Below are 21493 nucleotides of genomic sequence, written 5' to 3'. Positions count from 1 at the left end.
CGGATGCCCGCAGCCATGCCCGATGGGATTAGGCTGGTTAGGCAGACCGCATCGGGCATCAACGCCGCCCGGGACATTCAAAATCAACGTAGAGAGTGGGAACCGGCTGTGTCAAGCCAGTTGACCGGTAGTGGATCCGACGAAACGACGTCGGGTGAATTCGGAGCGAACGAGTGGCTTGTCGACGAACTGTACGAACGGTACCTCGTCGACAAGAAGCTGGTGGACGAGTCCTGGTGGCCGGTCCTCGAGAGCTACCACCAGACCGCGAACGGCCGTGAATCCGGTTCAGAGTCCCCCTCCGACAGCGCACCGGCAGTCGATACCCCCGCAGCGACCACGCCTGCAGTGACCACGCCTGCAGTGACCACGCCTGCAGCGAGCGCTCCCCCGGCCGCGGCGGAGCCGGCCCCGGTCACCGCCCCCGTCGCCGGCGGGCAGCGCACCGCGCGCACGACCTCCAGCGCCCCCAAGCCGATGCCGGTGCCGGCCGATATGCCGATCACGGCCCCACAGCAGGCCGCCGAGCCCACCGACGTCGACGTCGTCACCCCGCTCCGCGGCATGTCGAAGAGCCTCGCGGCGAACATGGCGACCAGCCTGACCGTGCCCACGGCCACCAGCGTGCGCACCATCCCGGCGAAGCTCCTCATCGACAACCGCATCGTGATGAACAACCACATGAAGCGCTCGCGCGGCGGCAAGGTGTCGTTCACGCACCTGATCGGCTGGGCGCTGATCCAGGCGCTGAAGATGTTCCCCAGCCAGAACGTCTACTACAACGAGATCGACGGCAAACCCTCGGTCATCGCCCCCGCACACGTCGGCCTCGGCATCGCGATCGACCTGCCCAAGCCCGACGGCACCCGCTCGTTGATGGTCCCGGCCATCAAGCGCGCCGATACGATGACCTTCGGCGAGTACCTCTCCTCCTACGAAGACCTCGTCACCCGGGCCCGCAAGGGCAAGCTGACAGCGGATGACTTCTCCGGCGCCACGGTCTCCCTCACCAACCCCGGCGGCATCGGCACGGTGCACTCCGTTCCGCGCCTGATGAAGGGCCAGGGCTGCATCATCGGCGCCGGCGCGCTCGACTACCCGGCCGAGTTCCAGGGTTCCAGCGTCAAGACCCTGACCGGCCTCGCCATCTCCAAGACCATCACGCTGACCAGCACCTACGACCACCGGGTCATCCAGGGTGCCGGCTCGGGCGAGTTCCTCAAGATCGTGCACGAGCTCCTGATCGGGCAGCACAACTTCTACGAAGACATCTTCTCGGCCCTGCGCATTCCGTACGACCCGATCCACTGGGCGCCGGACATCAGCGTCGACCTGGCCAGCGCCGTCGACAAGACCGCCCGCGTGCAGGAACTGATCAACGCGTTCCGCGTGCGCGGCCACCTGATGGCCGACATCGACCCGCTGGAATACACCCAGCGATCACATCCCGACCTGGACATCTCGAACCACGGCCTGACCTTCTGGGACCTGGACCGCGAGTTCGTCACCGGCGGCTTCGGCAGCAAACGCCTGATGCTCCTGCGCGACATCCTCGGCGTGCTCCGCGACTCCTACTGCCGCACGACCGGCATCGAGTACATGCACATCCAGGACCCTGCCCAGCGCAAGTGGATGCAGGAGAAGATGGAGAAGAGCTACGTCAAGCCGACGCATGACGAGCAGATGCGCATCCTCGGAAAGCTCAACGAGGCCGAAGCCTTCGAAACCTTCCTGCAGACCAAGTACGTCGGCCAGAAGCGGTTCAGCCTCGAGGGCGGTGAATCCACCATCGCCCTGCTCGACTCCATCCTGCAGGGTGCCGCGGATGCCGGCCTCGACGAGGTGTGCATCGGCATGGCCCACCGCGGTCGCCTGAACGTGCTGACGAACATCGCCGGAAAGACCTACGGTCAGATCTTCCGCGAGTTCGAGGGCACGCAGGATCCCCGCACCGTGCAGGGTTCCGGCGACGTCAAGTACCACCTCGGCACCGAGGGCACGTTCCGCGCCACCGACGGCACGGAGATGCCGGTGTACCTGGCTGCGAACCCGTCCCACCTGGAGGCCGTCGACGGCGTCCTCGAGGGCATCGTGCGCGCCAAGCAGGACCGCAAGCCGATCGGCACCTTCTCCACCCTTCCGGTCCTCGTGCACGGCGACGCCGCCATGGCCGGCCAGGGCATCGTCCTGGAGACGCTCCAGATGTCCCAGCTGCGCGGATTCCGCACGGGCGGCACCATCCACCTGGTCGTCAACAACCAGGTCGGATTCACCACGCTGCCCGGAGACGGCCGCACCTCGGTCTACTCGACGGATGTCGCCAAAACCATCCAGGCGCCCATCTTCCACGTCAACGGGGACGACCCCGAAGCCGTGGTGCGGGTCGCGGAGCTCGCCTTCGCCTACCGCCAGGAGTTCAAGCGCGACGTCGTCATCGACCTCGTCTGCTACCGCCGACGCGGACACAACGAGGGCGACGACCCCTCGATGACTCAGCCGCTGATGTACAACCTGATCGAGGCCAAGCGCTCCGTTCGGAAGCTGTACACCGAGGCCCTCGTCGGTCGCGGCGACATCACGCAGGAGGAGTACGAGGCCTCCCACGCCGACTTCCAGGACCGCCTCGAGCGCGCGTTCATGGAGACGCACGCGGCGCAGTCCTCATCGATCCCGATCGTCGGCGCGGCCGGTGCCGCGCCCCAGGGTATCGGCGCGGACAAGCACGGCACCGACAAGAACGACGACGCGATCGGGGAACCGGCGACTACCGGGGTACCCGAGGCGGTCGTGCACCTGATCGGCGACGCCTTCCTGAACAAGCCAGCCGGCTTCACCGTGCACAACAAGCTGCAGCAGCTGATGCAGAAGCGCAACGACATGAGCCGCAACGGCAAGATCGACTGGAGCTTCGGCGAACTCCTCGCCCTCGGCTCCCTGCTGATCGAGCGCACCCCGGTTCGCTTCGCCGGCCAGGATGCCCGCCGTGGCACGTTCGTGCAGCGTCACGCCGTGCTGCACGACCGGGTCAACGGCCAGGAATGGCTGCCGCTCGCCAACCTCAGCGAAGACCAGGCCCGGTTCTGGATCTACGATTCGCTGCTCAGCGAATACGCGGCCATGGGCTTCGAGTACGGCTACTCGGTGGAACGTGCCGACGCCCTGGTGCTCTGGGAGGCCCAGTTCGGCGATTTCGCCAACGGCGCCCAGACTGTCATCGACGAGTTCGTCTCCTCCGCCGAGCAGAAGTGGGGCCAGCGGTCATCCGTCGTGCTGCTGCTGCCGCACGGCTACGAGGGCCAGGGGCCGGACCACTCGTCCGCCCGGATCGAGCGCTATCTGCAGCTCTGCGCCGAGGACAACATGACCGTCGCCCGCCCGTCGACGCCCGCGTCGTACTTCCATCTGCTGCGCCGCCAGGCCTACATGCGTCCGCGGCGTCCGCTGATCGTCTTTACACCGAAGTCGATGCTGCGCCTGCGCGGCGCGACCAGCGAGGTGGCCGACTTCACCGCCGGCAAGTTCGAGCCGGTCATCGATGACGCCCGGATCACCGACAAGGCGCGGGTCAAGCGGGTGCTGTTCCTGGCCGGCAAGCTCTACTATGACCTGCTCGCCGAACTCGACAAGAACCCGAACCCGGAGATCGCGCTCGTTCGCATGGAGCAGTTCTACCCGCTGCCCGCCGTCGAACTCAAGCAGGTCGCCGACCAGTACCCCGACGCCGAACTCGCCTGGGTGCAGGACGAGCCGGAGAACCAGGGTGCCTGGCCGTTCTTCTACCTCGAGACGAACAAGCTGGGCCCGCGCCCGGTGACCCTGTACTCCCGGGCGGCGTCCGCGTCGCCGGCGGCGGGATCGGCCAAGCGTCACGCAGTTGAGCAGGCCGAACTGATGCGCCAGGCGCTCACGCTGTAATCCGCATCGAAATCAGAACCGCCCGGCACGGCGGTTCACCGCCTCCCCCTCGGCTATTGGAGCTCACTCCTCTAGGCTGGCCGCATCGCCCACCGACAAGGAGATCCGCCATGCCCGCACCATACGCGAACCGCACCGGCCAGCCCTGCTGGGCCGACCTGATGACCTCCGACCTGCCGCGCGCCCGGGAGTTCTACACCAGGCTGTTCGGCTGGACGGTCAGCGATTCCGGTTCGGAGTACGGCAACTACATCCTCTTCCGCAAGGGTGACGCGGACGTCGCCGGCATGGGCTCCCAGGAGCCGGGTTCCCCACTGCCCGACGCGTGGACCACCTACCTGTCGGTGACGGATGCCGACGCCGCCGTCGCCTCCTCCCGCGCGGCCGGCGCAACCGTGCTGGCCGAACCGATGACGGTGGGGACCATGGGCCGCATGGCCATCCTGATGGACCCGACCGGTGCGCCCTTCGGGGTGTGGCAGGCCGACGAGTTCACCGGCTTCGACGTCTTCGGCGAGGCCGGCTCACCGGTCTGGCACGAGTTGAACACTCGCGGCTATTCCGCCGCCCTCGATTTCTACACCCAGGTGTTCGGCTGGGAGCCGGCGGTCCTCAGCGATACGGATGACTTCCGCTACAGCACGATCGGAGCCGGACACGACATGGTGGCGGGCGTCTTCGACGCCGCGGAACACCTGCCCGACAGCGTGCCCTCGCACTGGCAGCTCTACCTCGGCGTGCCCGACGTGCACGCGGCCGCCGCCACCGTGACCGAACTCGGCGGCACGGTCATCCGTGAACCCTGGACGGCGGAGTTCGGCACCTTCGCGCTGGTCACCGACCCGACCGGGGCCCTCTTCGTGCTCGGCTCGGTCGACGAGCCGCACGCCGAGGAGAAGGCCATCGAGGAGGAGACGGAGGAGGACGCCGACCTGCCGATCGGCTAGTGGCCGGACTGGATGGTGCGCAACTTCAGCAAGACCTGGTCGCGCAGGTCCTCCGGGGCCATTTCACGGCACGCGCGCTGCACGGCCTCGGTCAGGGTGCGCCCGACCAGGTGCTCGTCACTGCAGTCGCTGCAATTGGCGAGGTGCTCCTGAATGTCAGACGCGTCTTCACTGCACAATTCGTTGTGCAGGTATTCCTCGAGTTCGGCCTTGGCCTTCTCGCAGCCATAATCGGTCATTCTGGGGTGCTCCCGGTTCGAGTCTGGCCCGCCGCCTCTGTTCCCAGGCCGCGCTCCAGGGCGTAGCCGGCCAACAGGTCGCGCAGGAGACGCCGGCCACGATGCAGGCGGCTCATCACGGTGCCAATGGGTGTTTTCATGATTTCGGCGATCTCCTGGTAGGAGAAACCCTCCACATCGGCAAAGTAGACGGCCAGCCGGAAGTCTTCCGGGATGGACTGCAACGCGTTCTTGACGGCGCTATCCGGCAGGTGGTCGATGGCCTCAGCCTCGGCTGACCGGTTCGTCATCGCCGTGCGGGATTCCGCGCCGCCGAGCTGCCAGTCCTCGAGATCGTCGATGGTGCCCTGGAACGGCTCGCGCTGCTTCTTACGGTACGTGTTGATGAAGGTGTTGGTCAGGATACGGTACAGCCAGGCCTTGAGGTTGGTGCCCTGCTCGAACTGTTTGAACGCGGCGAACGCTTTCACGAACGTTTCCTGAACCAAGTCCTGGGCGTCGGAGGGGTTGCGCGTCATGCGCATGGCCGCGGCGTACAGCTGGTCGATAAAGGGCAGTGCCTGTTCTTCGAACAGGTCTCGCATTGCGATCGCATCGGTTGTCATCACGGACAATCCTAAGCCGTCGCGTGGAACGACGTCAGGTCGCTCCAGCACCATGGACAGCGTCATCCGGACCTCCCTCTCTCTTTCATCACCGACTATCCTGATAACCGATGTTGATCTCGAGATATTCCAAGCCTGAGTTCGATCCCTACGGCGATACGTCGCCCGAGGTGACGGATGCCCGCTGGCCCGCTCCGACGGCCGCCGGCCACCTCGACGCGTCCCTGTCCCTGCCGGGGTCCAAGTCGCTGACCAACCGCGAGCTGGTCCTCAGCGCCCTCGCCGAGCATCCGTCGTTGCTGCGCGCCCCGCTGCACTCCCGTGACAGCGACCTGATGGTGGCCGCGCTGCGACAAATGGGCACCGTCATCGAAGAGGTTCCCGGCGACGGGGAGTTCGGCCCCGACCTGCGAATCACCCCCGGAGAACTGCTCGGGTCGACGACCGTCGACTGCGGGCTCGCCGGCACCGTGATGCGCTTCCTGCCGCCGGTCGCGGCGCTCGGCCTCGGTCCGACCACCTTCGACGGGGATGCCGGCGCCCGCCGCCGCCCGATGGGCACCACCATCTCGTCCCTGCGCGCCCTCGGCGCCGACATCAACGACGACGGCCGCGGCGCACTGCCGTTCACCGTGCACGGCACCAGCACTCTGGCCGGCGGCGAGATCACCATCGACGCGTCCACATCGAGCCAGTTCGTCTCCGGCCTGCTGCTCGCCGCGCCCCGTTTCGAGCAGGGCCTGCACCTGCGCCACTCCGGCGAACGCCTGCCGAGCCTGCCGCACATCGAGATGACCATCGCCACGCTGGCCCGGCGCGGCGTCACGGTTCAGAGCCCCGCCGTCGGCGAGTGGATTGTGGCTTCCGGCCCGATCCAGGGCGCCGAGGTCGACATCGAACCTGACCTCTCGAACGCGGCGCCGTTCCTCGCCGCGGCGCTCGTCGCCGGCGGCAGCGTCACCATCACCGGCTGGCCCGCGGCCACCACCCAGGTCGGCGCCGACCTGGCCGAGCTGCTGCCGTGCTTCGGCGCGGTCGTCACCCGTGACGGCGACCGGCTCACGGTCACCGGAACCGGACGCATCCGGGGCGTGGAACTCGACCTGTCGACCGGCGGGGAGCTGGCGCCCACCCTCGTGGCCCTGGCCGCTCTGGCCGAGTCCCCGAGCACGATCACCGGGATCGGGCACATCCGCCACCACGAGACCGACCGGCTGGCCGCCCTCGCCGCGGAGATCAACGGTCTCGGCGGAGCCGTCACCGAACTGCCTGACGGGTTGAGGATCGACCCGCGCCCGCTGCACGGCGGGCCGTGGAACACCTACGACGACCACCGCATGGCAACCGCGGGCGCACTGATCGGCCTTCTCGTTCCCGACGTGCTGATCGAGAACATCGGCACCACCGCGAAAACCCTCCCCCAGTTCACCGACCTCTGGCAGACGCTGCTCTCCGGAGCGCAGTCGTGACGTGGTGGGCGAGCGCCGATGACGATGAGCCCGAGTTCGACGAGTCGAGCGTGCGGGTGCGCCCCAACCGCAAGGGCAGCAAACCGCGCACCAAGACCCGCCCCGACCACGAGAACGCGCTGACCGGGCGCATCCTCTCGGTCGACCGAGGACGCTACACCGTCATGCTCGACGAGAACCTGCCCGCCGAGCGCCGGGTGACCGCCGCCCGGGCGAGCGAACTGCGCAAACAGGCCGTTGTCACCGGCGACCGCGTGGACATCGTCGGCGACACCACGGGAGCGCCGGGCAGCCTGTCCCGGATCGTGCGGATCGTGCCGCGCACGACGCTGCTCCGCCGCAGCGCGGATGACACCGACGCCGTGGAGCGCGTGATCGTCGCCAACGCCGACCAGATGCTGATCGTCGTCGCCGCGGCCAACCCGGAGCCGCGCATCCGTCTCGTCGACCGGTACCTCGTCGCCGCCTACGACGCAGGGGTGAGACCGATCCTCTGCATCACCAAGACCGACCTGGCCGATCCCAGCGCGTTCCTCAAGAACTTCGCCGGCCTCGATTTCCCCGTCTTCGAGAGCCGCGACGATGCCATGCCTCTGGCGGAGATCTCCGCCGCCCTGGTCGGCCACGACACGGTCTTCGTCGGGCACTCCGGTGTCGGCAAGTCCACGCTCGTCAACGCCCTCGTGCCCGACGCCCACCGCGCCGTCGGAGTCGTCAACACGGTGACCGGGCGCGGACGGCACACCTCCTCGTCGACCATCTCGCTGCGACTGCAAACGGATGCCGGCCGCGGCTGGGTAATCGACACCCCCGGCGTGCGCTCCTTCGGTCTCGGCCACATCAACACGGACAACATCCTCAAGGCCTTCACCGACCTGGCCCTGATCGCCCTGAAGTGCCCGCGCGGCTGCACCCACCTGCCCAACTCGCCCGACTGCGCAATCAATGAGGCCGTCGCCGCCGGCACGCTCGGCGAGACCGGCAAGGTGCGCCTGGACTCGCTGCAGCGCCTGCTCGCCACCTTCGCCGCCGCCCCCGCCCACTAGCCCCGGTCACCCACCACCCCCAGCCTCCCACTACCCCAGCAGCCGCCCCCTCGCCCCCGGCCCCGGCCTGGCCCCCGGCCCCGGCCCTCGCCCCCGGCCCCGGCCTGGCCCCCGGCCCTCGCCCCCGGCCCCGGCCTGGCCCCTGGCCGCTGGCCTGGCCGCTGGCCTGAACAAATTCGACGGAGATTTTGCTCCGAAAGGTGCGTTCGGGCTCACAAACAGGTGTGTGAGCCAAAATCTCCGTCGAATTCGTTAGGGGACGGACGCACGGACGGCGGCGGGCGAGCGCAGCACGGACCACTAGCGTGGGGGCATGACCGAATCCACGCGGCTCGCGGCCGGCGACCAGTCCCCCCAGTTCACCCTGCCCGACCAGGACGGGAACACCGTGTCGCTCGCCGATTTCGCCGGCTCGAAGGTTGTCGTGTACTTCTACCCGGCGGCCATGACGCCCGGCTGCACGAAGCAGGCCTGCGACTTCCGCGACAACCTCGGCTCGCTGGCGTCTGCTGGTTACCAGGTGCTCGGCGTGTCGAAGGATCTCCCGGTCAAGCTGAAGACGTTCCAGGAGACCGAGCAGCTCACGTTCCCGCTGCTCAGCGACGCCGACCTCGCCGTGCACACGGGCTACGGCGTTTGGGGAGAGAAGAACCTGTACGGCAAGACCGTCACGGGCGTGCTGCGGTCCACCTTTGTGATCGACGAGTCCGGCACGGTCGAGCTGGCCCTGTACAACGTGAAAGCCACCGGCCACGTCGCGAGCCTCCGCAAGAGGCTCGGGCTTCCAGCCTGACCGATACGGATGCCGCCACGCGGCCCCCGGGAACGGCACCCCGGACCCGACCGCGGGAGCCCCTACCGCCTGCCACCGGCCGCAGGAGGCCCGTACCGGCCTCCGGAGCGCCGGAACGTGCTTCTGGGCACCCCGCAGCTGCCGCCGCCGGAGCCGCGCTACAGCGGCGAGCCGTCCGCCGAGCGCGCCGTCGTCGTCTCTGCGATCACACGCCGCTGGAACAGCAGCACGAGGACCACGACCGAGGGCAGGAGAAGCGCCCAACCGAGGTCAGTCCGGGCGTAGAGCCCCTGGAAGGAGCCCACGGCGACGGCGATCTGCACCAGTTGCCAGGTGACGGCCGCTCCGCGGATCCAGGACCGGCGCCGCAGCGAGTTGACCGCGATGGCCGTCACCCAGGACGCCGCGATGACCACCAGCACCAGGATGGCGAGGGCCGTGGCCAGTGAGGTCGGCGTCGCGATCAGCAGCTCGAGAATGAGCCAGGCGACCGCGGCCCAGAGGAGGGCAGCCTCCGCGTAGAGGATCGCGGCGAGGAGCAGCAGGGCACGCGGCCGACGCACCCGGCCGGCCTGGATCTCGTCGTCGCCGCTGTGGTCTGACCGTGCATTCACAGAGATATCCCATTCAAGACTATTGATTTGACTCCACCATTATGCGATCATTTTTGAGGCCCGGTTGACGCTCACAGGGACGTGAGTCGATCTGAACGAGTAGATCCACTACCCTTCCTGCAACCGGCAGCCTCTCATCTTCGGCCAATCGGCCAGGCATCCCTGCAATAAAGGAGCACCCCTATGGACTGGCGCGACAAAGCTGCCTGCCTCACCGCCGACCCGGAACTTTTCTTTCCGGTCGGTAACACTGGCCCCGCTGTGGACCAGATCGAGAAAGCCAAGTCGGTCTGCGCCCGCTGCAACGTCACCGAGGTGTGCCTGCAGTACGCCCTCGAAACCGGTCAGGACTCCGGCGTCTGGGGCGGCCTGAGCGAAGACGAGCGTCGTGCGCTCAAACGCCGCGCCGCCCGCGCTCGACGCGCGTCCTAACGCAGCAGCACAGCAGCAGCACAGCACGACGGTACCACCGCGAAAGGCCCGGCTGACCAGCCGGGCCTTTCGCGGTGGTGCCCGGCGCTACGCTTCGCGCATGTACCGGAGCGGGATCTCGATGGTCACTTCGGTGCCGCTGCCCATCATGGTGTGCCAGTCGATGCTGCCACTGAGTTCGCCCTGGATCAGGGTCCGCACGATCTGGGTTCCGAGGCCCGACCCGACCTTGCCCTCCGGCAGGCCCGTGCCGTTGTCCCGCACCCGCACGGTGAGGGTCTCCTCGTTGCGCTCGGCCTCGATCGACACCTCCCCCTCGCGTCCGGCCAGCCCGTGCTCGACGGCGTTCGTCACGAGCTCGGTCAGGGCGAGGGCGAGCGGTGTCGCGTAGGCGCTGGGCAGGATACCGAAACTGCCCGACGACTTCGGATGCGCCGTCGTGTTGTGCGCCGACGCCACCTCCATGATCAGCAGCAGCACCCGGTCGAACACCACGTCGAAGTCGACCTTCTGGCTGAGTCCCTCGGACAGGGTGTCGTGCACGACGGCGATCGCGGCCACCCGGCGCATCGCCTGGTTGAGTGCTTCCCTGGCCGTGTCGGAGTGCGTTCGGCGCGCCTGGATCCGCAGGAGTGAGGCCACGGTCTGCAGGTTGTTCTTGACCCGGTGGTGGATTTCCCGGATGGTGGCGTCCTTCGTGATCAGCTCACGTTCCTGGTGCCGCAGCTCGGTGACGTCCCGGCAGAGCACGATGGCCCCGATCCGTTCGCCCCGATTGCGGATCGGGATGGCGCGCAGCGAGACCGTCACGCCACGGGCCTCCACGTCGGTGCGCCATGGTGCCCGGCCGGTGACCACGAGCGGCAGGGTCTCATCGACGACCGCCGTTCCGGTGAGCAGGCTGGTGGTCACCTCGGCGAGCGACTCGCCCTCGAGCTCGTCGGCGAATCCCATCCGGTTGAAGGCGGAGAGGGCATTCGGGCTGGCGAACGTGGTCACACCGTCGACGTCGAGACGGATGAGCCCGTCCGAGGCGCGCGGGGCGCCGCGCCGGGGGCCGGTGGGGGCGCCCAGATCGGGGAAATCGCCGGATGCGATCATGGCGAAGAGGTCGTTGGCACAGTCGTTGAAGGTCAGCTCCTGCCGGCTCGGCGTGCGCGCCTCGCTCAGGTTGGTGTGCCGGGTGAGCACCGCCACGGGCTTGTCCGAGATCTGCGAGCCCGTGGAGCTGAGCCGCCGCCGCACCGGGATCGCGCGCACCCGGGTCGGGGTCTCCTCATACCAGTCGGGAGCCGTGGTATCGACGATCTTCGCCGTCTCGAAGGCCTCGGTGACCTGCTGGCGCCACTCGACCTTGATACTCTGCCCGACGAAGTCCCGGTAGAACAGGGTGGCGGCGCTCGACGGCCGGGCGTGGGCCACAGCCACGAAGCTGCCAGTACTGCTGGGCACCCAGACCACGATGTCGGCGAAGGCAAGGTCGGCCAGGAGCTGGCCGTCCGCGACGAGCATGTGGAGCCAGTCCACATCCTCCGCACTGCTGCGGCCCTGGGCGAGTACGAGATTACTGAGCGTCGACACAGCAATAGCCTAGGTCCCCCGGACACGTGCCAACGCCGTGATGGTAGCCCACCGCGGATTGGGCCATGCTGAGCAGATGAACACAGCAAGTGGAAAGCCCGATCGCACGCTGATTGTCCTCCTGTCCGTGATCGGAGCACTGGTCGTCATCGCCCTCATCGTCGTCTTCACCGGCGGCGAACCGGCACGGCTCGACGCGGACACCCCGGAGGGCGTCGTGCAGGCGTACTCCGCGGCCGTCATCGACGGCGACGAGCAGGCCGCGGGCGGGTACCTCGCCGAGGGCGCGTTCGAGGGTTGCGAGGACTTCGACCGGGGGCCCACCGACAATATGCGGATCACTCTGGTCTCGACCACCGAGCGAGCCGAGTCCGCCGACGTGAAGGTGGCCATCGTCACCTCCTACGGCAGCGGTCCCTTCGGAGCCGACGAGTATGAGACCCAGGGCGTCTTCGATCTGGTTCTCGTCGACGACACGTGGCTGATCGATGACGCCCCCTACGAACTCAGCATCTGCCCGAACCCGAAGGCCGGCTCCTGATGGTCAGCGTGGTGCTTCTGGTCGCCGTCCTCGTGATCGGCGGCGGCATCGCCGGCACCGTGATCGCGGTGCGTAGATCGTCGCCGCACGGGGAGAGCGCGGCCCAGCCCACAGTGCGCCGGGTGATCGTGTACGTTCTGCTCTTCGCACTGGTCGTGATCGCCGCCATCGGGGTGAGCGGACTACTCGGGCGCCTCCTCGACGCCGGCAACGCGCTCGCCTCCAGCGACGTCACCGGGCTCGCCCGCTCGCTCGCGTTCACCCTCATCGCCGGTCCGTTCGCCGCCGTGCTCTGGTGGGTGCTGTGGCGACGGATGGACGGCGCGGAACGGTCATCCGTCGCCTGGGGTCTCTACCTGGCCGGCCTGTACATGGTCTCCCTCGTCACGTTCAGCAGCACCCTGCTGACCACGGCGGCCGTGCTCGTGCGCGGGGACTGGCAACCGCGTCTCTTCGCCACCGGCGTGGTCTGGGCCGGCGTGTGGGGCTGGCACCTGTGGATGTCCCGGCACCGGGAGAAGAGCCCCACCCGGCTCGTCACCGTGGCCCCGGTCCTCGGTTCCGTCTTCGGCCTCGTGATCGCGGTGGGCGGCGGCGTCACGGCGCTCAGTTCCTTGCTCGATGCCGCCGTCGACGCCGTCGCACCGACCCTCACCCAGGGCGCACCCTGGTGGGAGTTGACCGTCCAGGCACTGATCTGGTTCGCCGGCGGGCTGGTCGTCTGGTGGTGGCACTGGATCCGCAGCCGGGCCCGCGACCTGCGCGGCGGCCTCGCCGATCTGGCACTGGTCGCCGTCGGGGTGACCGGGGCTGCCATCCTGACGTTGAGCGGGGCCGGAACCGTGCTCTTCCTGCTGCTCAGACTCGCCGTCGACCGCACCGACCCGGTCCCCGACATCCTCGGCCTGCTGGGCTTCGGCATTTCCGCCGCCGCGATCGGCGCGCTGATCTGGAGCTACCACCGCGGCCTGGCCCTGGCCCGGTCGGACCAGGCGAGGGTGGCGACGAAGCTCGTGACCTCCGGTGTGGGTCTCGTGGCCGCGGCCTCCGGGCTGGGCGTGGTCGTGAACGCGATCCTCGCCGCCACGACCACGCCGCTCGCCGGGTCGGACACCCGAACCCTCCTGCTGGGCGGTATCAGCGCCCTCGTCGTCGGCGGCCCGGTCTGGTGGATGGCCTGGCAGCCGACGAAGCCGCCCACCGCCGCGGAGGTCCGCTCCACGGGACGCCGGGTCTACCTGATCCTGGTTTTCGGCGTGAGCGCGGTCGTCGCGATCGTCACTCTCCTGGTGATCGGCTATCGGCTCTTCGAATTCGCCCTTGGCGACTTCACCGGGGACAGCCTGGTCGACCGGGTGCGGGCCCCACTGGGGCTGCTGGTCGCCACCGGCCTCGCCGCCGGGTACCACTTCGCCGTGTGGCGACGGGACCGCGCCGTGAGCGCGGAGGCCCCGCAACAGGCCCGCACCGTCGGCCGGGTGATCCTGGTCACGGATGCCGACCCGGAACCCCTCAGCCAGGCGATCGGCGCGGCCACGGGCGGCGCGGCCGTCTCCGTGCTGAAGCGCGCTGACGGCGCCGGCAGCTCGGCAACGGCGGAGCAGCTGGCCCGGGCCCTCACCGGCGTGACCGGAAAACGCGTGCTGGTCGTCACCGGCCCCGGCGACCGGGTCGAGGTGATCCCGCTCCAGGGATGAGCGGCTCGCACGGCCACCCGAGTCGACGGCGGCTCAGGTGGCCACGGCGGGCCGGCGCCATCTCGATTCCCGGCGACGGCGCCCCGTAGCCGGTGCGGGCACCGGCAGCAGTTCCGTGCGCACGAAGCGACGGATGCTGGTGCGCGCCGGGGACTTCGGCGCGGCATCCCGCAGCGTGCGCCCGGCGACGATCGCCGCATCCGTGGACGCCTGGTCCTGCGGCACCAGGATCGGCGACTCGATGCCGCCGAACCGGCGCAGCGCCGACACGACCTGCCCGCTGGGATCCAGCCCGACCGCACTCGCGCGTACCCGGTTCATGACCACGCTGACCTGGTCGGTGGTGACAACATCGGCCAGGTCCACCCAGGCGCGCAGGAACCGGGCCATCCCGACCGGGTCAGCGAGGCCGCAGGCCACGACGTGGTCGGCCAGTCCGAGGCCCGTCAGGGTGGCCGCGTTGCGGCGCGGGGCGAACAGGTCGCTGGAGATCTCCTCATCGCTCTCGAGGCTGAACCCGGTGTCGAGCACGACGTAGTCGGCCCAGTTGCGGAGGGCGTCGACGGTGCGCGTCACCCGCTCGGTGGAGAGCTCGGGCCAACGGGACGGCCGCCCGATGCCGGTGAGCACCCAGAATGCTCCCTGCGGCGAGTTGTAGCGCTGCGCGATGCGCTCGAACTCGGACCGGGTCAGGCTGTCCGAGCCGGCCAACCGGCACGCGGCGGCGAAACCCGGCGCCTCGTCGAGCATGCCCAGGCTCGGCGCCACCGACCCGCTGTAGGTGTCGATGTCCGCCAGGGCGACGGTGTGCCCGGCGGCGGCGATCTCGGCCGCGATGTTGATCGCCAGGGTGGTGCGGCCCGGGGCGCCCGCCGGACCCCAGACGGCGATGACCCTGCCCTGCCGCTTGGCTCCGGGCACGGCCGCGGGATCGCCGACCCGCAGCGGAATGGTGACCCCGGTGCTGATCAGCGCCTCAGTCTCGGACCAGTCGGCGGCGGCGTCCACCACATCGAAGAGCCCGAGCCCGGCCGCATTCCGCCGGTCCTGGTCGGTTGCGGCGAGCGCGATCACCCGGGCGCCGTGGGCGTCGCAGGCGGTGATCAGCTCGGCCGTGAGCGTGCTGCGGCCGGCCCCCACGATCACCACCTCGGGCGCGCTCTGCCGCAGGGCGAGGATCAGCTCGCCTGCGGTCGTCGAGCGCGCCACGATCACATGGCCCTGCTCGATGATGTCGATCAGCAGACGGTCTTCCGTGTTCCGGTCGAGGGCCAGCGCGAGGGTGGCCACGGCTACTTCTCCAGCGGTTCGTTGACGGGCACGACCGCGACCGCGTCGCGGTTCGCGATGGACTCCAGCACCGCCGCGACGGAGCCCTTGGGCACCAGGATCTCCAATGACCGGATGCCGCCGCCCGCCACGAGCCCCGTGGGCTCGACCAGGCGCACGACCGCGGCCCGGTCGACGAGCACCGTCGGCGGCCCGAACGTGCTCTGATCGGTCTTGCGGGCGGACCAGACGTCGACCACGGAGCCGGGGCCGATATTCGCGGCCAGGGCACTCGTCAACTCCACGACGACGCTCGTGACCTCGGTGCCGGTGGCGCGCCCGACCGCGGAGGCCGGTACGAGTTCGCCGGCGGCGATCGTGCGGGTGACGATCAGCCCGCCGTCCGGCAGCCGGTCGGGGGTCACGTAGAGATCTCCCGTACCACCGAGACGCACCTGCGTGGGCACCAGATCGGATGCCTCCACTCGGTCCCCCACAGCGAGCGCCGACCGCGCGGTGAACACAGCCGTTGTCCGGTCGGCGGCGGAGACGATCAGGTAGACGCCCCCGACGGCGACGACCACGAGCACCAGCCCGATCGCGAATCGCGGGTCGAACCAGAATTTACGTCGTGCGTTCCCGGCGGTCTTGCTCACGGTCGCCTGCCTCCCCCGTACTGACTCGATGGTGCTGACCCGACACTGCTGACGCAACGGCCTGACTCGATGGCCTGACTCGATGGCCTGGCTCGATGACGCGGACTCGAAACCCCGGGTGACCCGAGAAAACCGTCACTTGCTCTATCGTGGTGGTCTTCGCCCCCCACGCGGGAAAGTTATCCACAGCCTCACTCCCCCCTGATCCGGGGCCGCCGGCCGACGGATAATCGATCCATGAACGATTCCGAGGCTGCCTCCGCTGTGGGCCGGTTCCTCACCCTGGCCGACACCGCGGAGATCCTGTCGCTGACGGCGGCCGAGGTGCTGGAGCTGGTGCGCACCGGCGAGCTGCCGGCGATCCGGCTCGGCACCCGGGGCACCCCGGCCGGCGGGGCCGCCATGATCGGTTCCGGCGGCGCGGGTGTATGGCGGGTCGAACGCATCGTGCTCGAGTCCTTCATCGAGGCCAAGTACGAGGAGGCCCGGCGCATGTCACTCTGGCAGGAGTCTGACTTCGGGAACATCCCGGAGCTGTCCGGCGGCACGATCATCCGTCCCGACGACTCACCGGCCAGCTGACTGAGTCCACAGCGCGTGGTTGTGTCGCTCCCCTGTCAGGGCAGACCGCCCCGCGTGGACGCCGTCGATCCCAGGCCGGCGCCGTGCCCGTCGTTGAACCAATTCGACGGAGATTTTGGGGCAACCATCCGTTTTCGAGCGAAAGCGCCCTGTTCTGAGCAAAATCTCCGTCGAATTCGTTCGGAACAGAACTGCTGCCGAGCCTCGAATGCCACGGCGGAAGCGCACGTCCCCCTCGTCGCGGTCCGCCATTCGTCCGCCCCGCCTCGGCAGCAACCGCCACGCAACCGCCATGCAGCCGCCAGTCCTCGGACCACCATGCCCGCGGCCACCAGGACCCGCACACCTGGCTGACCGGCGGCTTAGGGCACAGGGGCACAGCAGAGGGTCAGGGCAGCCGAACGAGCTGGATCTCGGCCACCGGCACGATGCGGTACTGGTGCACCTCCGCTTCACGGCGCAGGGTGCCCGGCGCGTGCAGCGCGAGGTCGATGTGGTCCCTGCCCACCCGGTCGATGGTGCCGGGGAGAACACCGGCACGAGTGTGCACCTGCACAGTAGAGCGCCGCCGACAGAGGTCCCGCAGCACGAACGCCAGACCGATACGGTCCACGACCCGGGCTGCGGATTCGGGCTCGGTGCCCAGCGAGCCGGGAATCTCCCCCCGGCTCAGGACGACCCCCGCCACGGCGGCCAGCGGGAGCACGCACTGGGAACCGGCGGAGAGGGAGTCCAGCAGATCACCTGCCAACCAGTCCCGCCCGAACGTGGTCGGCCGCACCGCGATCGTCTCCCCCGTCGCGAGCACGATCCGCAGGACCCCCGTGCCGGAACCCGGCCCGCTGCGAGCCTGGGATCCTCTCCGGGCCTCCGCCGCGACGCCGGGGGCCCGTGCGAGGCTGGTCAATCGGTTGCGCAGGGACAGCCTCCCCAGCCGCAGCCGCTCTTCTTCGGCGCGCAGATCGATCTCCTCGGCGTGCAGCTCGTGTTCGAGCTGCCCCTCGAGGTCGTCGAACAGGTTGTCCCAGCGCACATTCTCGACGTTATCCCGCAGGGCCGACACCCGGTCCAGGTTATCCACAGGACTTATAAGCACTCGACACGGCCGTTCTCGGCTGGTTGAGTGTCGATGACAGCCCGTACCCCCCACGCGGGGGTGCCCGACGCTCACCGCACGCCCGCTCCGCCGAACGACTGCTCTGCCGAACGCCGGATCCACCCGAACCCCTGAACCACCCGAATGCCGCGGCAGGTGTGCCGCCGGCAGCGGATTCACGCACCTCGGAGGAGTCATGAGCGATCCAGCCGCCACCCCGGCACGCCACCCCCGGTCGCGGGACAACAAATTCGTCGAGGACGACTTCTTCGGCCACCAGCCGAGCACCCGGGACCAGCTGCCCGACCCGGAACCGCTGCTGATCAACCTCACCCGCTGCGTGATCGAGGTGCTCGCCGGTGCCCGCGAGCTCGACCAGCTCGCCCGGTGGGTCAGCGACGACGTCTACCGGCACCTGCTGAAACGCGTCGTGCTCTCCGCGCGGGCACGCGCCGTCAAGGGGCAGAAGGCCCAGCGACCCGCGTTCACGATCGGCCGAGTCACGATTTCCGAGCCGCGAGACGGTGTGATCGAGGCCGTGGTGATGGTTCACAGCAAGGTGCGGGTCCGTGCCGTGGCCCTGCGACTGGAGGGCATGGACCAACGCTGGCGGGCCAGCGCCATCAACGTGCTGTGACCGCGAACTCCGCTCGCGGAGGCCTCCCCACCACCCGAAGATGAGGGCCCGCGGATTGGCGGCTCGGAGGTGGCGAATGTGGCTGACTCGGGACATCCGACGCCCACTTTCACCGGCCGCCGCGGACCACTGGGCGCACCGCACGGATGTCCGGTCCGATTGCACGGACCTCCCGCGTCGGCCCCCAGCGATCGTGCAGCAGCACCGGTGCGGTCCAGGACCGCCGCTCGCTCCGCCCCACGGCCCGAACGAATTCGACGGAGATTCTGCCGAAATCGACCCTGGAAACCCCGAAATGGCAGTTTCACCCGAGAATCTCCGTCGAATTGGTTCGCCCGCGGACACGGTCCATTTCTGCACCGCTGGCCGCAGTGATGGACAGCGCCCCGCGGCACAGTCAGCGCTGGCCGCTGCGGGAGACCACCGGCCGATGAGGGTTCACCGACCGGTGGCGTGCCCGATGCTTACTTCTTGCCCTGGGCGCGTCGCTCGGAGCGGTTCGCCGGGGCGGGCTTCGACGCGTCGCCGCGCTGGCCGAATGCTCCGCGCTGGGGCGGTCCGGCTGCCGCTTCCGGCTCCGCCTCATCGACGGGAGCCGCGGCGCTCGCCCGGCGGGCACGGTCGGTGGCGGCCTGCTGGATCTGGCCGCGCTGATTGCGCACCTCTACTCCGCCCGAATCGCTCGGGGCCGTGTAGCTGAGCTTCTCCTCGGGGGCTGCGGCCGGGGCGAGGCCCTTGGCGGCGACGACGGGACCGGCGACGGCACCGGGAGCCTGGCTGACCTCGACTTCGAGGTTGAACAGGAAGCCGACGGTTTCCTCGCGGATCTGGCCCATCATCTGCTGGAACATCACGAAGCCCTCCCGCTGGTACTCCACCAGCGGGTCGCGCTGGGCCATCGCGCGCAGGCCGATGCCGTCCTTCAGATAGTCCATCTCGTAAAGGTGCTCGCGCCAGCGGCGGTCGATGACCGACAGGACGACCCGGCGCTCGAGTTCACGCATCGCCGGTGAACCCAGCGACTCCTCCCGGTGCTGGTAGGCGACCTTGGCATCCGACAGGATCTCGCGGCGCATGAAGTCACGGTTGATCTTGCCGCGGTTGCCGGCCTCGGCGATGACCTCGTCGATGGTCAGCCCCACCGGGTACAGCGTCTTGAGCTCGGTCCACAGGGCGTCGAAGTCCCAGTCGTCACCGTTGCCCTCGCCCGTGTGCACCTCGAGGACCTCGTCGACGACGTCTTCCAGGAAGCGCTGCGTGCGCTCGTGCAGGTCGTCGCCCTCGAGGATGTGGCGGCGGTCGCCGTAGATAGCTTCGCGCTGGCGGTTCAGCACGTCGTCGTACTTGAGCACGTTCTTGCGGATCTCGGCGTTGCGGCCCTCGACCTGCGCCTGCGCGCTACGGATGGCCCGGCTGACGACCTTGGATTCGATCGCCATGTCATCGGGAATGCCCTGACGGCCCATCAGGCTCTCGGCGGCGCCGGCGTTGAAGAGGCGCATCAGGTCGTCGGTCAGCGACAGGTAGAACCGGCTTTCGCCCGGGTCTCCCTGGCGTCCGCTACGCCCGCGCAACTGGTTGTCGATTCGGCGCGACTCGTGCCGTTCGGTGCCGAGAACGTAGAGGCCTCCGGCGTCGACGACCTTCGCGGCCTCCACGGCGACCTCGGCCTTGACGGCGTCGAAGACGTCGTCCCAGGCGGTCTCGTAGTCCTCGGGGGTTTCGACCGGGCTCAGGCCCTTCGCGTTCATCTGGGCGACGGCGAGGAACTCGGCGTTGCCGCCGAGCATGACGTCGGTGCCTCGACCAGCCATGTTCGTGGCGACCGTCACCGAGCCCAGTCGTCCGGCCTGCGCGACGATCGCAGCCTCCCGGGCATGGTTCTTGGCATTGAGCACCTCGTGCCGCACACCCTTCTTGGCGAGCAGCCGCGACAGGTATTCGCTCTTCTCGACGCTGGTCGTGCCGACCAGAACGGGCTGGCCCTTCTCGTGCCGGGCGACGATGTCCTCGACGACCTGGCCGAACTTGGCCTCTTCGTTCTTGTAGATCAGGTCGGACTGGTCAATGCGCTTCATCGGCCTGTTCGTGGGGATGGAGACCACGCCGAGCTTGTACGTGCTCATGAACTCGGCTGCCTCGGTCTCCGCGGTACCGGTCATACCGGACAGCTTCGAGTAGAGCCGGAAGTAGTTCTGCAGGGTGACCGTCGCCAGGGTCTGGTTCTCCGCCTTGACCGCGACACCCTCCTTGGCTTCGATCGCCTGGTGGATGCCCTCGTTGTAGCGCCGGCCCATCAGGATGCGCCCGGTGTGCTCATCGACGATCAGCACCTCGCCGTTCATCACGACGTAGTCCTTGTCTTTCTTGAACAGAGCGTTGGCCTTGATCGCATTGTTCAGGAAGGAGATCAACGGGGTGTTCGCGGACTCGTAGAGGTTGTCGATGCCGAGGTAGTCCTCGACCTTTTCGATGCCGGGTTCCAGCACGCCCACGGTGCGCTTCTTCTCGTCGACCTCGAAGTCGACGTCGGGGATCAGCTTGGTCGACAGGCTCGCGAACTCGGTGAACCAGCGGTTGGCCTCGCCGGATGCCGGACCGGAGATGATCAAAGGCGTGCGTGCCTCGTCGATGAGGATCGAGTCGACCTCGTCGACGATGGCGAAGTAGTGGCCGCGCTGCACCATGTCGGAGGCCTGCCAGGCCATGTTGTCGCGCAGGTAGTCGAAACCGAACTCGTTGTTCGTGCCATAGGTGATGTCTGCCAGGTACTGCTCGTGGCGCTGGGCCGGCGTCTGGCCGGACAGGATGCAGCCGGTGGTCATGCCGAGGGCACGGAAGACGCGCCCCATCAGCTCGCTCTGGTAGCTGGCGAGGTAGTCGTTGACGGTGATGATGTGCACGCCCCGGCTGGTGATGGCGTTCAGGTAGGCCGCGGTCGTGGCCACGAGAGTCTTGCCCTCGCCGGTCTTCATCTCGGAGATGTTGCCGAGGTGCAGGGCCGCCCCGCCCATCAACTGCACGTCGAAGTGCCGCAGTCCCAGGGTACGGGTCGAGGCTTCGCGCACGGCGGCGAACGCCTCGGGCAGCAGGTCGTCCAGCGACTCGCCGCCCGAGTAGCGCTCACGCAGCACCACGGTCTCGTTCTTCAGCTCCTCATCGGTGAGGTGGCTGAAGTCATCCTCCAACGCGTTGGTGGCCTTCGCATACTGCTCGAGACGACGCAGCAGGCGCCCTTCACCGACACGAAGTACTTTTTCCAGAATTGAGGCCACGAAATGCACTCCACTAGTCGTCACGGCGTGTGCACACGCCTGTCGTCATTGCCGCACGCTCACCGCGTCCGGCATGCGGCAACTATAACAAGGCCAGGT

The 21493-nt window shown here is 68.6% G+C and carries 18 protein-coding genes; 10 read left to right on the top strand and 8 right to left on the bottom strand.

Annotated features, from left to right (window positions below):
* Positions 1-108 precede the first annotated feature (108 nt).
* Together E3T28_RS06430 and E3T28_RS06425 are read left to right on the top strand one after the other, a co-directional pair.
* A complete protein-coding gene (locus E3T28_RS06430; RefSeq protein ID WP_174844000.1) occupies positions 109-3915 on the top strand; it encodes a multifunctional oxoglutarate decarboxylase/oxoglutarate dehydrogenase thiamine pyrophosphate-binding subunit/dihydrolipoyllysine-residue succinyltransferase subunit in 3807 nt (1268 codons plus the stop codon).
* A gap of 110 nt (positions 3916-4025) precedes the next feature.
* On the top strand, positions 4026-4862 hold the full coding sequence (locus E3T28_RS06425; protein WP_134429020.1) for a VOC family protein: 837 nt from the start codon (positions 4026-4028) through the stop codon (positions 4860-4862).
* Here E3T28_RS06425 and E3T28_RS06420 read toward each other — a convergent pair.
* Together E3T28_RS06420 and E3T28_RS06415 are read right to left on the bottom strand one after the other, a co-directional pair.
* Entirely contained in the window at positions 4859-5101 is a 243-nt protein-coding gene (locus E3T28_RS06420; protein WP_134429018.1) for a zf-HC2 domain-containing protein, read from the bottom strand. The two genes, E3T28_RS06425 and E3T28_RS06420, sit on opposite strands and share 4 nt — an antisense overlap.
* On the bottom strand, positions 5098-5706 hold the full coding sequence (locus E3T28_RS06415) for a sigma-70 family RNA polymerase sigma factor (protein WP_241979205.1): 609 nt from the start codon (positions 5704-5706) through the stop codon (positions 5098-5100). Before E3T28_RS06415 ends, E3T28_RS06420 begins: the two co-directional genes overlap by 4 nt.
* Before the next feature lie 110 nt (positions 5707-5816).
* On the opposite strand from E3T28_RS06415, the gene aroA reads away from it, so the two are divergent.
* The 3 genes from aroA (at position 5817) to bcp (ending at position 9014) form a co-directional block, all read left to right on the top strand.
* Positions 5817-7175 carry a 3-phosphoshikimate 1-carboxyvinyltransferase gene (gene aroA, locus E3T28_RS06410; RefSeq protein WP_134429014.1) on the top strand — a complete coding sequence of 453 codons (1359 nt, stop codon included), beginning with the start codon at positions 5817-5819 and terminating at the stop codon, positions 7173-7175.
* Positions 7172-8221, top strand: a complete 1050-nt coding sequence (gene rsgA / locus E3T28_RS06405; protein ID WP_134429012.1) for a ribosome small subunit-dependent GTPase A — start codon at positions 7172-7174, stop codon at positions 8219-8221. The genes aroA and rsgA overlap by 4 nt, the downstream gene beginning before the upstream one ends.
* A 313-nt stretch (positions 8222-8534) precedes the next feature.
* Entirely contained in the window at positions 8535-9014 is a 480-nt protein-coding gene (gene bcp / locus E3T28_RS06400; RefSeq protein WP_134429010.1) for a thioredoxin-dependent thiol peroxidase, read from the top strand.
* Between the two features lie 158 nt (positions 9015-9172).
* Here bcp and E3T28_RS06395 read toward each other — a convergent pair whose 3' ends face one another.
* Positions 9173-9628, bottom strand: a complete 456-nt coding sequence (locus E3T28_RS06395) for a hypothetical protein (RefSeq protein ID WP_241979202.1) — start codon at positions 9626-9628, stop codon at positions 9173-9175.
* Between the two features lie 183 nt (positions 9629-9811).
* Here E3T28_RS06395 and E3T28_RS06390 point away from each other — a divergent pair, with 183 nt between their 5' ends.
* Positions 9812-10060 (top strand): WhiB family transcriptional regulator, encoded by a 249-nt coding sequence (locus tag E3T28_RS06390; protein WP_035837005.1) that lies wholly within the window; start codon positions 9812-9814, stop codon positions 10058-10060.
* An 87-nt stretch (positions 10061-10147) separates the two neighbouring features.
* On the opposite strand, the gene E3T28_RS06385 is transcribed toward E3T28_RS06390, so the two are convergent.
* Positions 10148-11641, bottom strand: a complete 1494-nt coding sequence (locus E3T28_RS06385; RefSeq protein ID WP_134395999.1) for a sensor histidine kinase — start codon at positions 11639-11641, stop codon at positions 10148-10150.
* A gap of 76 nt (positions 11642-11717) precedes the next feature.
* Here E3T28_RS06385 and E3T28_RS06380 point away from each other — a divergent pair, with 76 nt between their 5' ends.
* Both E3T28_RS06380 and E3T28_RS06375 read left to right on the top strand, forming a co-directional pair.
* Positions 11718-12182: an LpqB family beta-propeller domain-containing protein gene (locus E3T28_RS06380; RefSeq protein WP_134429008.1), complete on the top strand. Its 465-nt coding sequence runs from the start codon at positions 11718-11720 to the stop codon at positions 12180-12182.
* A complete protein-coding gene (locus E3T28_RS06375) occupies positions 12182-13879 on the top strand; it encodes a DUF5671 domain-containing protein (protein ID WP_241979201.1) in 1698 nt (565 codons plus the stop codon). The genes E3T28_RS06380 and E3T28_RS06375 overlap by 1 nt, the downstream gene beginning before the upstream one ends.
* A gap of 33 nt (positions 13880-13912) precedes the next feature.
* Here the strand turns inward: E3T28_RS06375 and E3T28_RS06370 are convergent, their stop codons facing one another.
* Together E3T28_RS06370 and E3T28_RS06365 are read right to left on the bottom strand one after the other, a co-directional pair.
* Positions 13913-15169, bottom strand: a complete 1257-nt coding sequence (locus tag E3T28_RS06370; protein ID WP_174776820.1) for a CpaE/TadZ family protein — start codon at positions 15167-15169, stop codon at positions 13913-13915.
* 2 nt (positions 15170-15171) lie between these two features.
* Complete coding sequence (locus E3T28_RS06365) at positions 15172-15804, bottom strand: hypothetical protein (RefSeq protein WP_134429006.1); 633 nt, start codon at positions 15802-15804, stop codon at positions 15172-15174.
* A 237-nt stretch (positions 15805-16041) separates the two neighbouring features.
* Between E3T28_RS06365 and E3T28_RS06360 the strand changes: the two genes are divergently transcribed.
* Entirely contained in the window at positions 16042-16386 is a 345-nt protein-coding gene (locus tag E3T28_RS06360; RefSeq protein ID WP_134429004.1) for a helix-turn-helix domain-containing protein, read from the top strand.
* A 388-nt stretch (positions 16387-16774) separates the two neighbouring features.
* Here E3T28_RS06360 and E3T28_RS06355 read toward each other — a convergent pair whose 3' ends face one another.
* The gene (locus E3T28_RS06355) at positions 16775-17467 is read right to left on the bottom strand and encodes a hypothetical protein (RefSeq protein WP_241979200.1); all 693 of its coding nucleotides are present in this window, start codon (positions 17465-17467) and stop codon (positions 16775-16777) included.
* A 211-nt stretch (positions 17468-17678) separates the two neighbouring features.
* On the opposite strand from E3T28_RS06355, the gene E3T28_RS06350 reads away from it, so the two are divergent.
* Positions 17679-18119 carry an Rv3235 family protein gene (locus E3T28_RS06350; RefSeq protein ID WP_241979199.1) on the top strand — a complete coding sequence of 147 codons (441 nt, stop codon included), beginning with the start codon at positions 17679-17681 and terminating at the stop codon, positions 18117-18119.
* Positions 18120-18583: 464 nt separating this feature from the next.
* On the opposite strand, the gene secA is transcribed toward E3T28_RS06350, so the two are convergent.
* Positions 18584-21394 carry a preprotein translocase subunit SecA gene (gene secA, locus E3T28_RS06345; RefSeq protein ID WP_134429002.1) on the bottom strand — a complete coding sequence of 937 codons (2811 nt, stop codon included), beginning with the start codon at positions 21392-21394 and terminating at the stop codon, positions 18584-18586.
* Positions 21395-21493: the final 99 nt, after the last annotated feature.

It is taken from the genome of Cryobacterium sinapicolor, assembly GCF_004403465.1.
In the GTDB taxonomy this organism is placed as follows: domain Bacteria; phylum Actinomycetota; class Actinomycetes; order Actinomycetales; family Microbacteriaceae; genus Cryobacterium; species Cryobacterium sinapicolor.
Note: the sequence above shows the minus strand (reverse complement) of the source record. Positions and strands in the feature narration are given on the sequence as shown.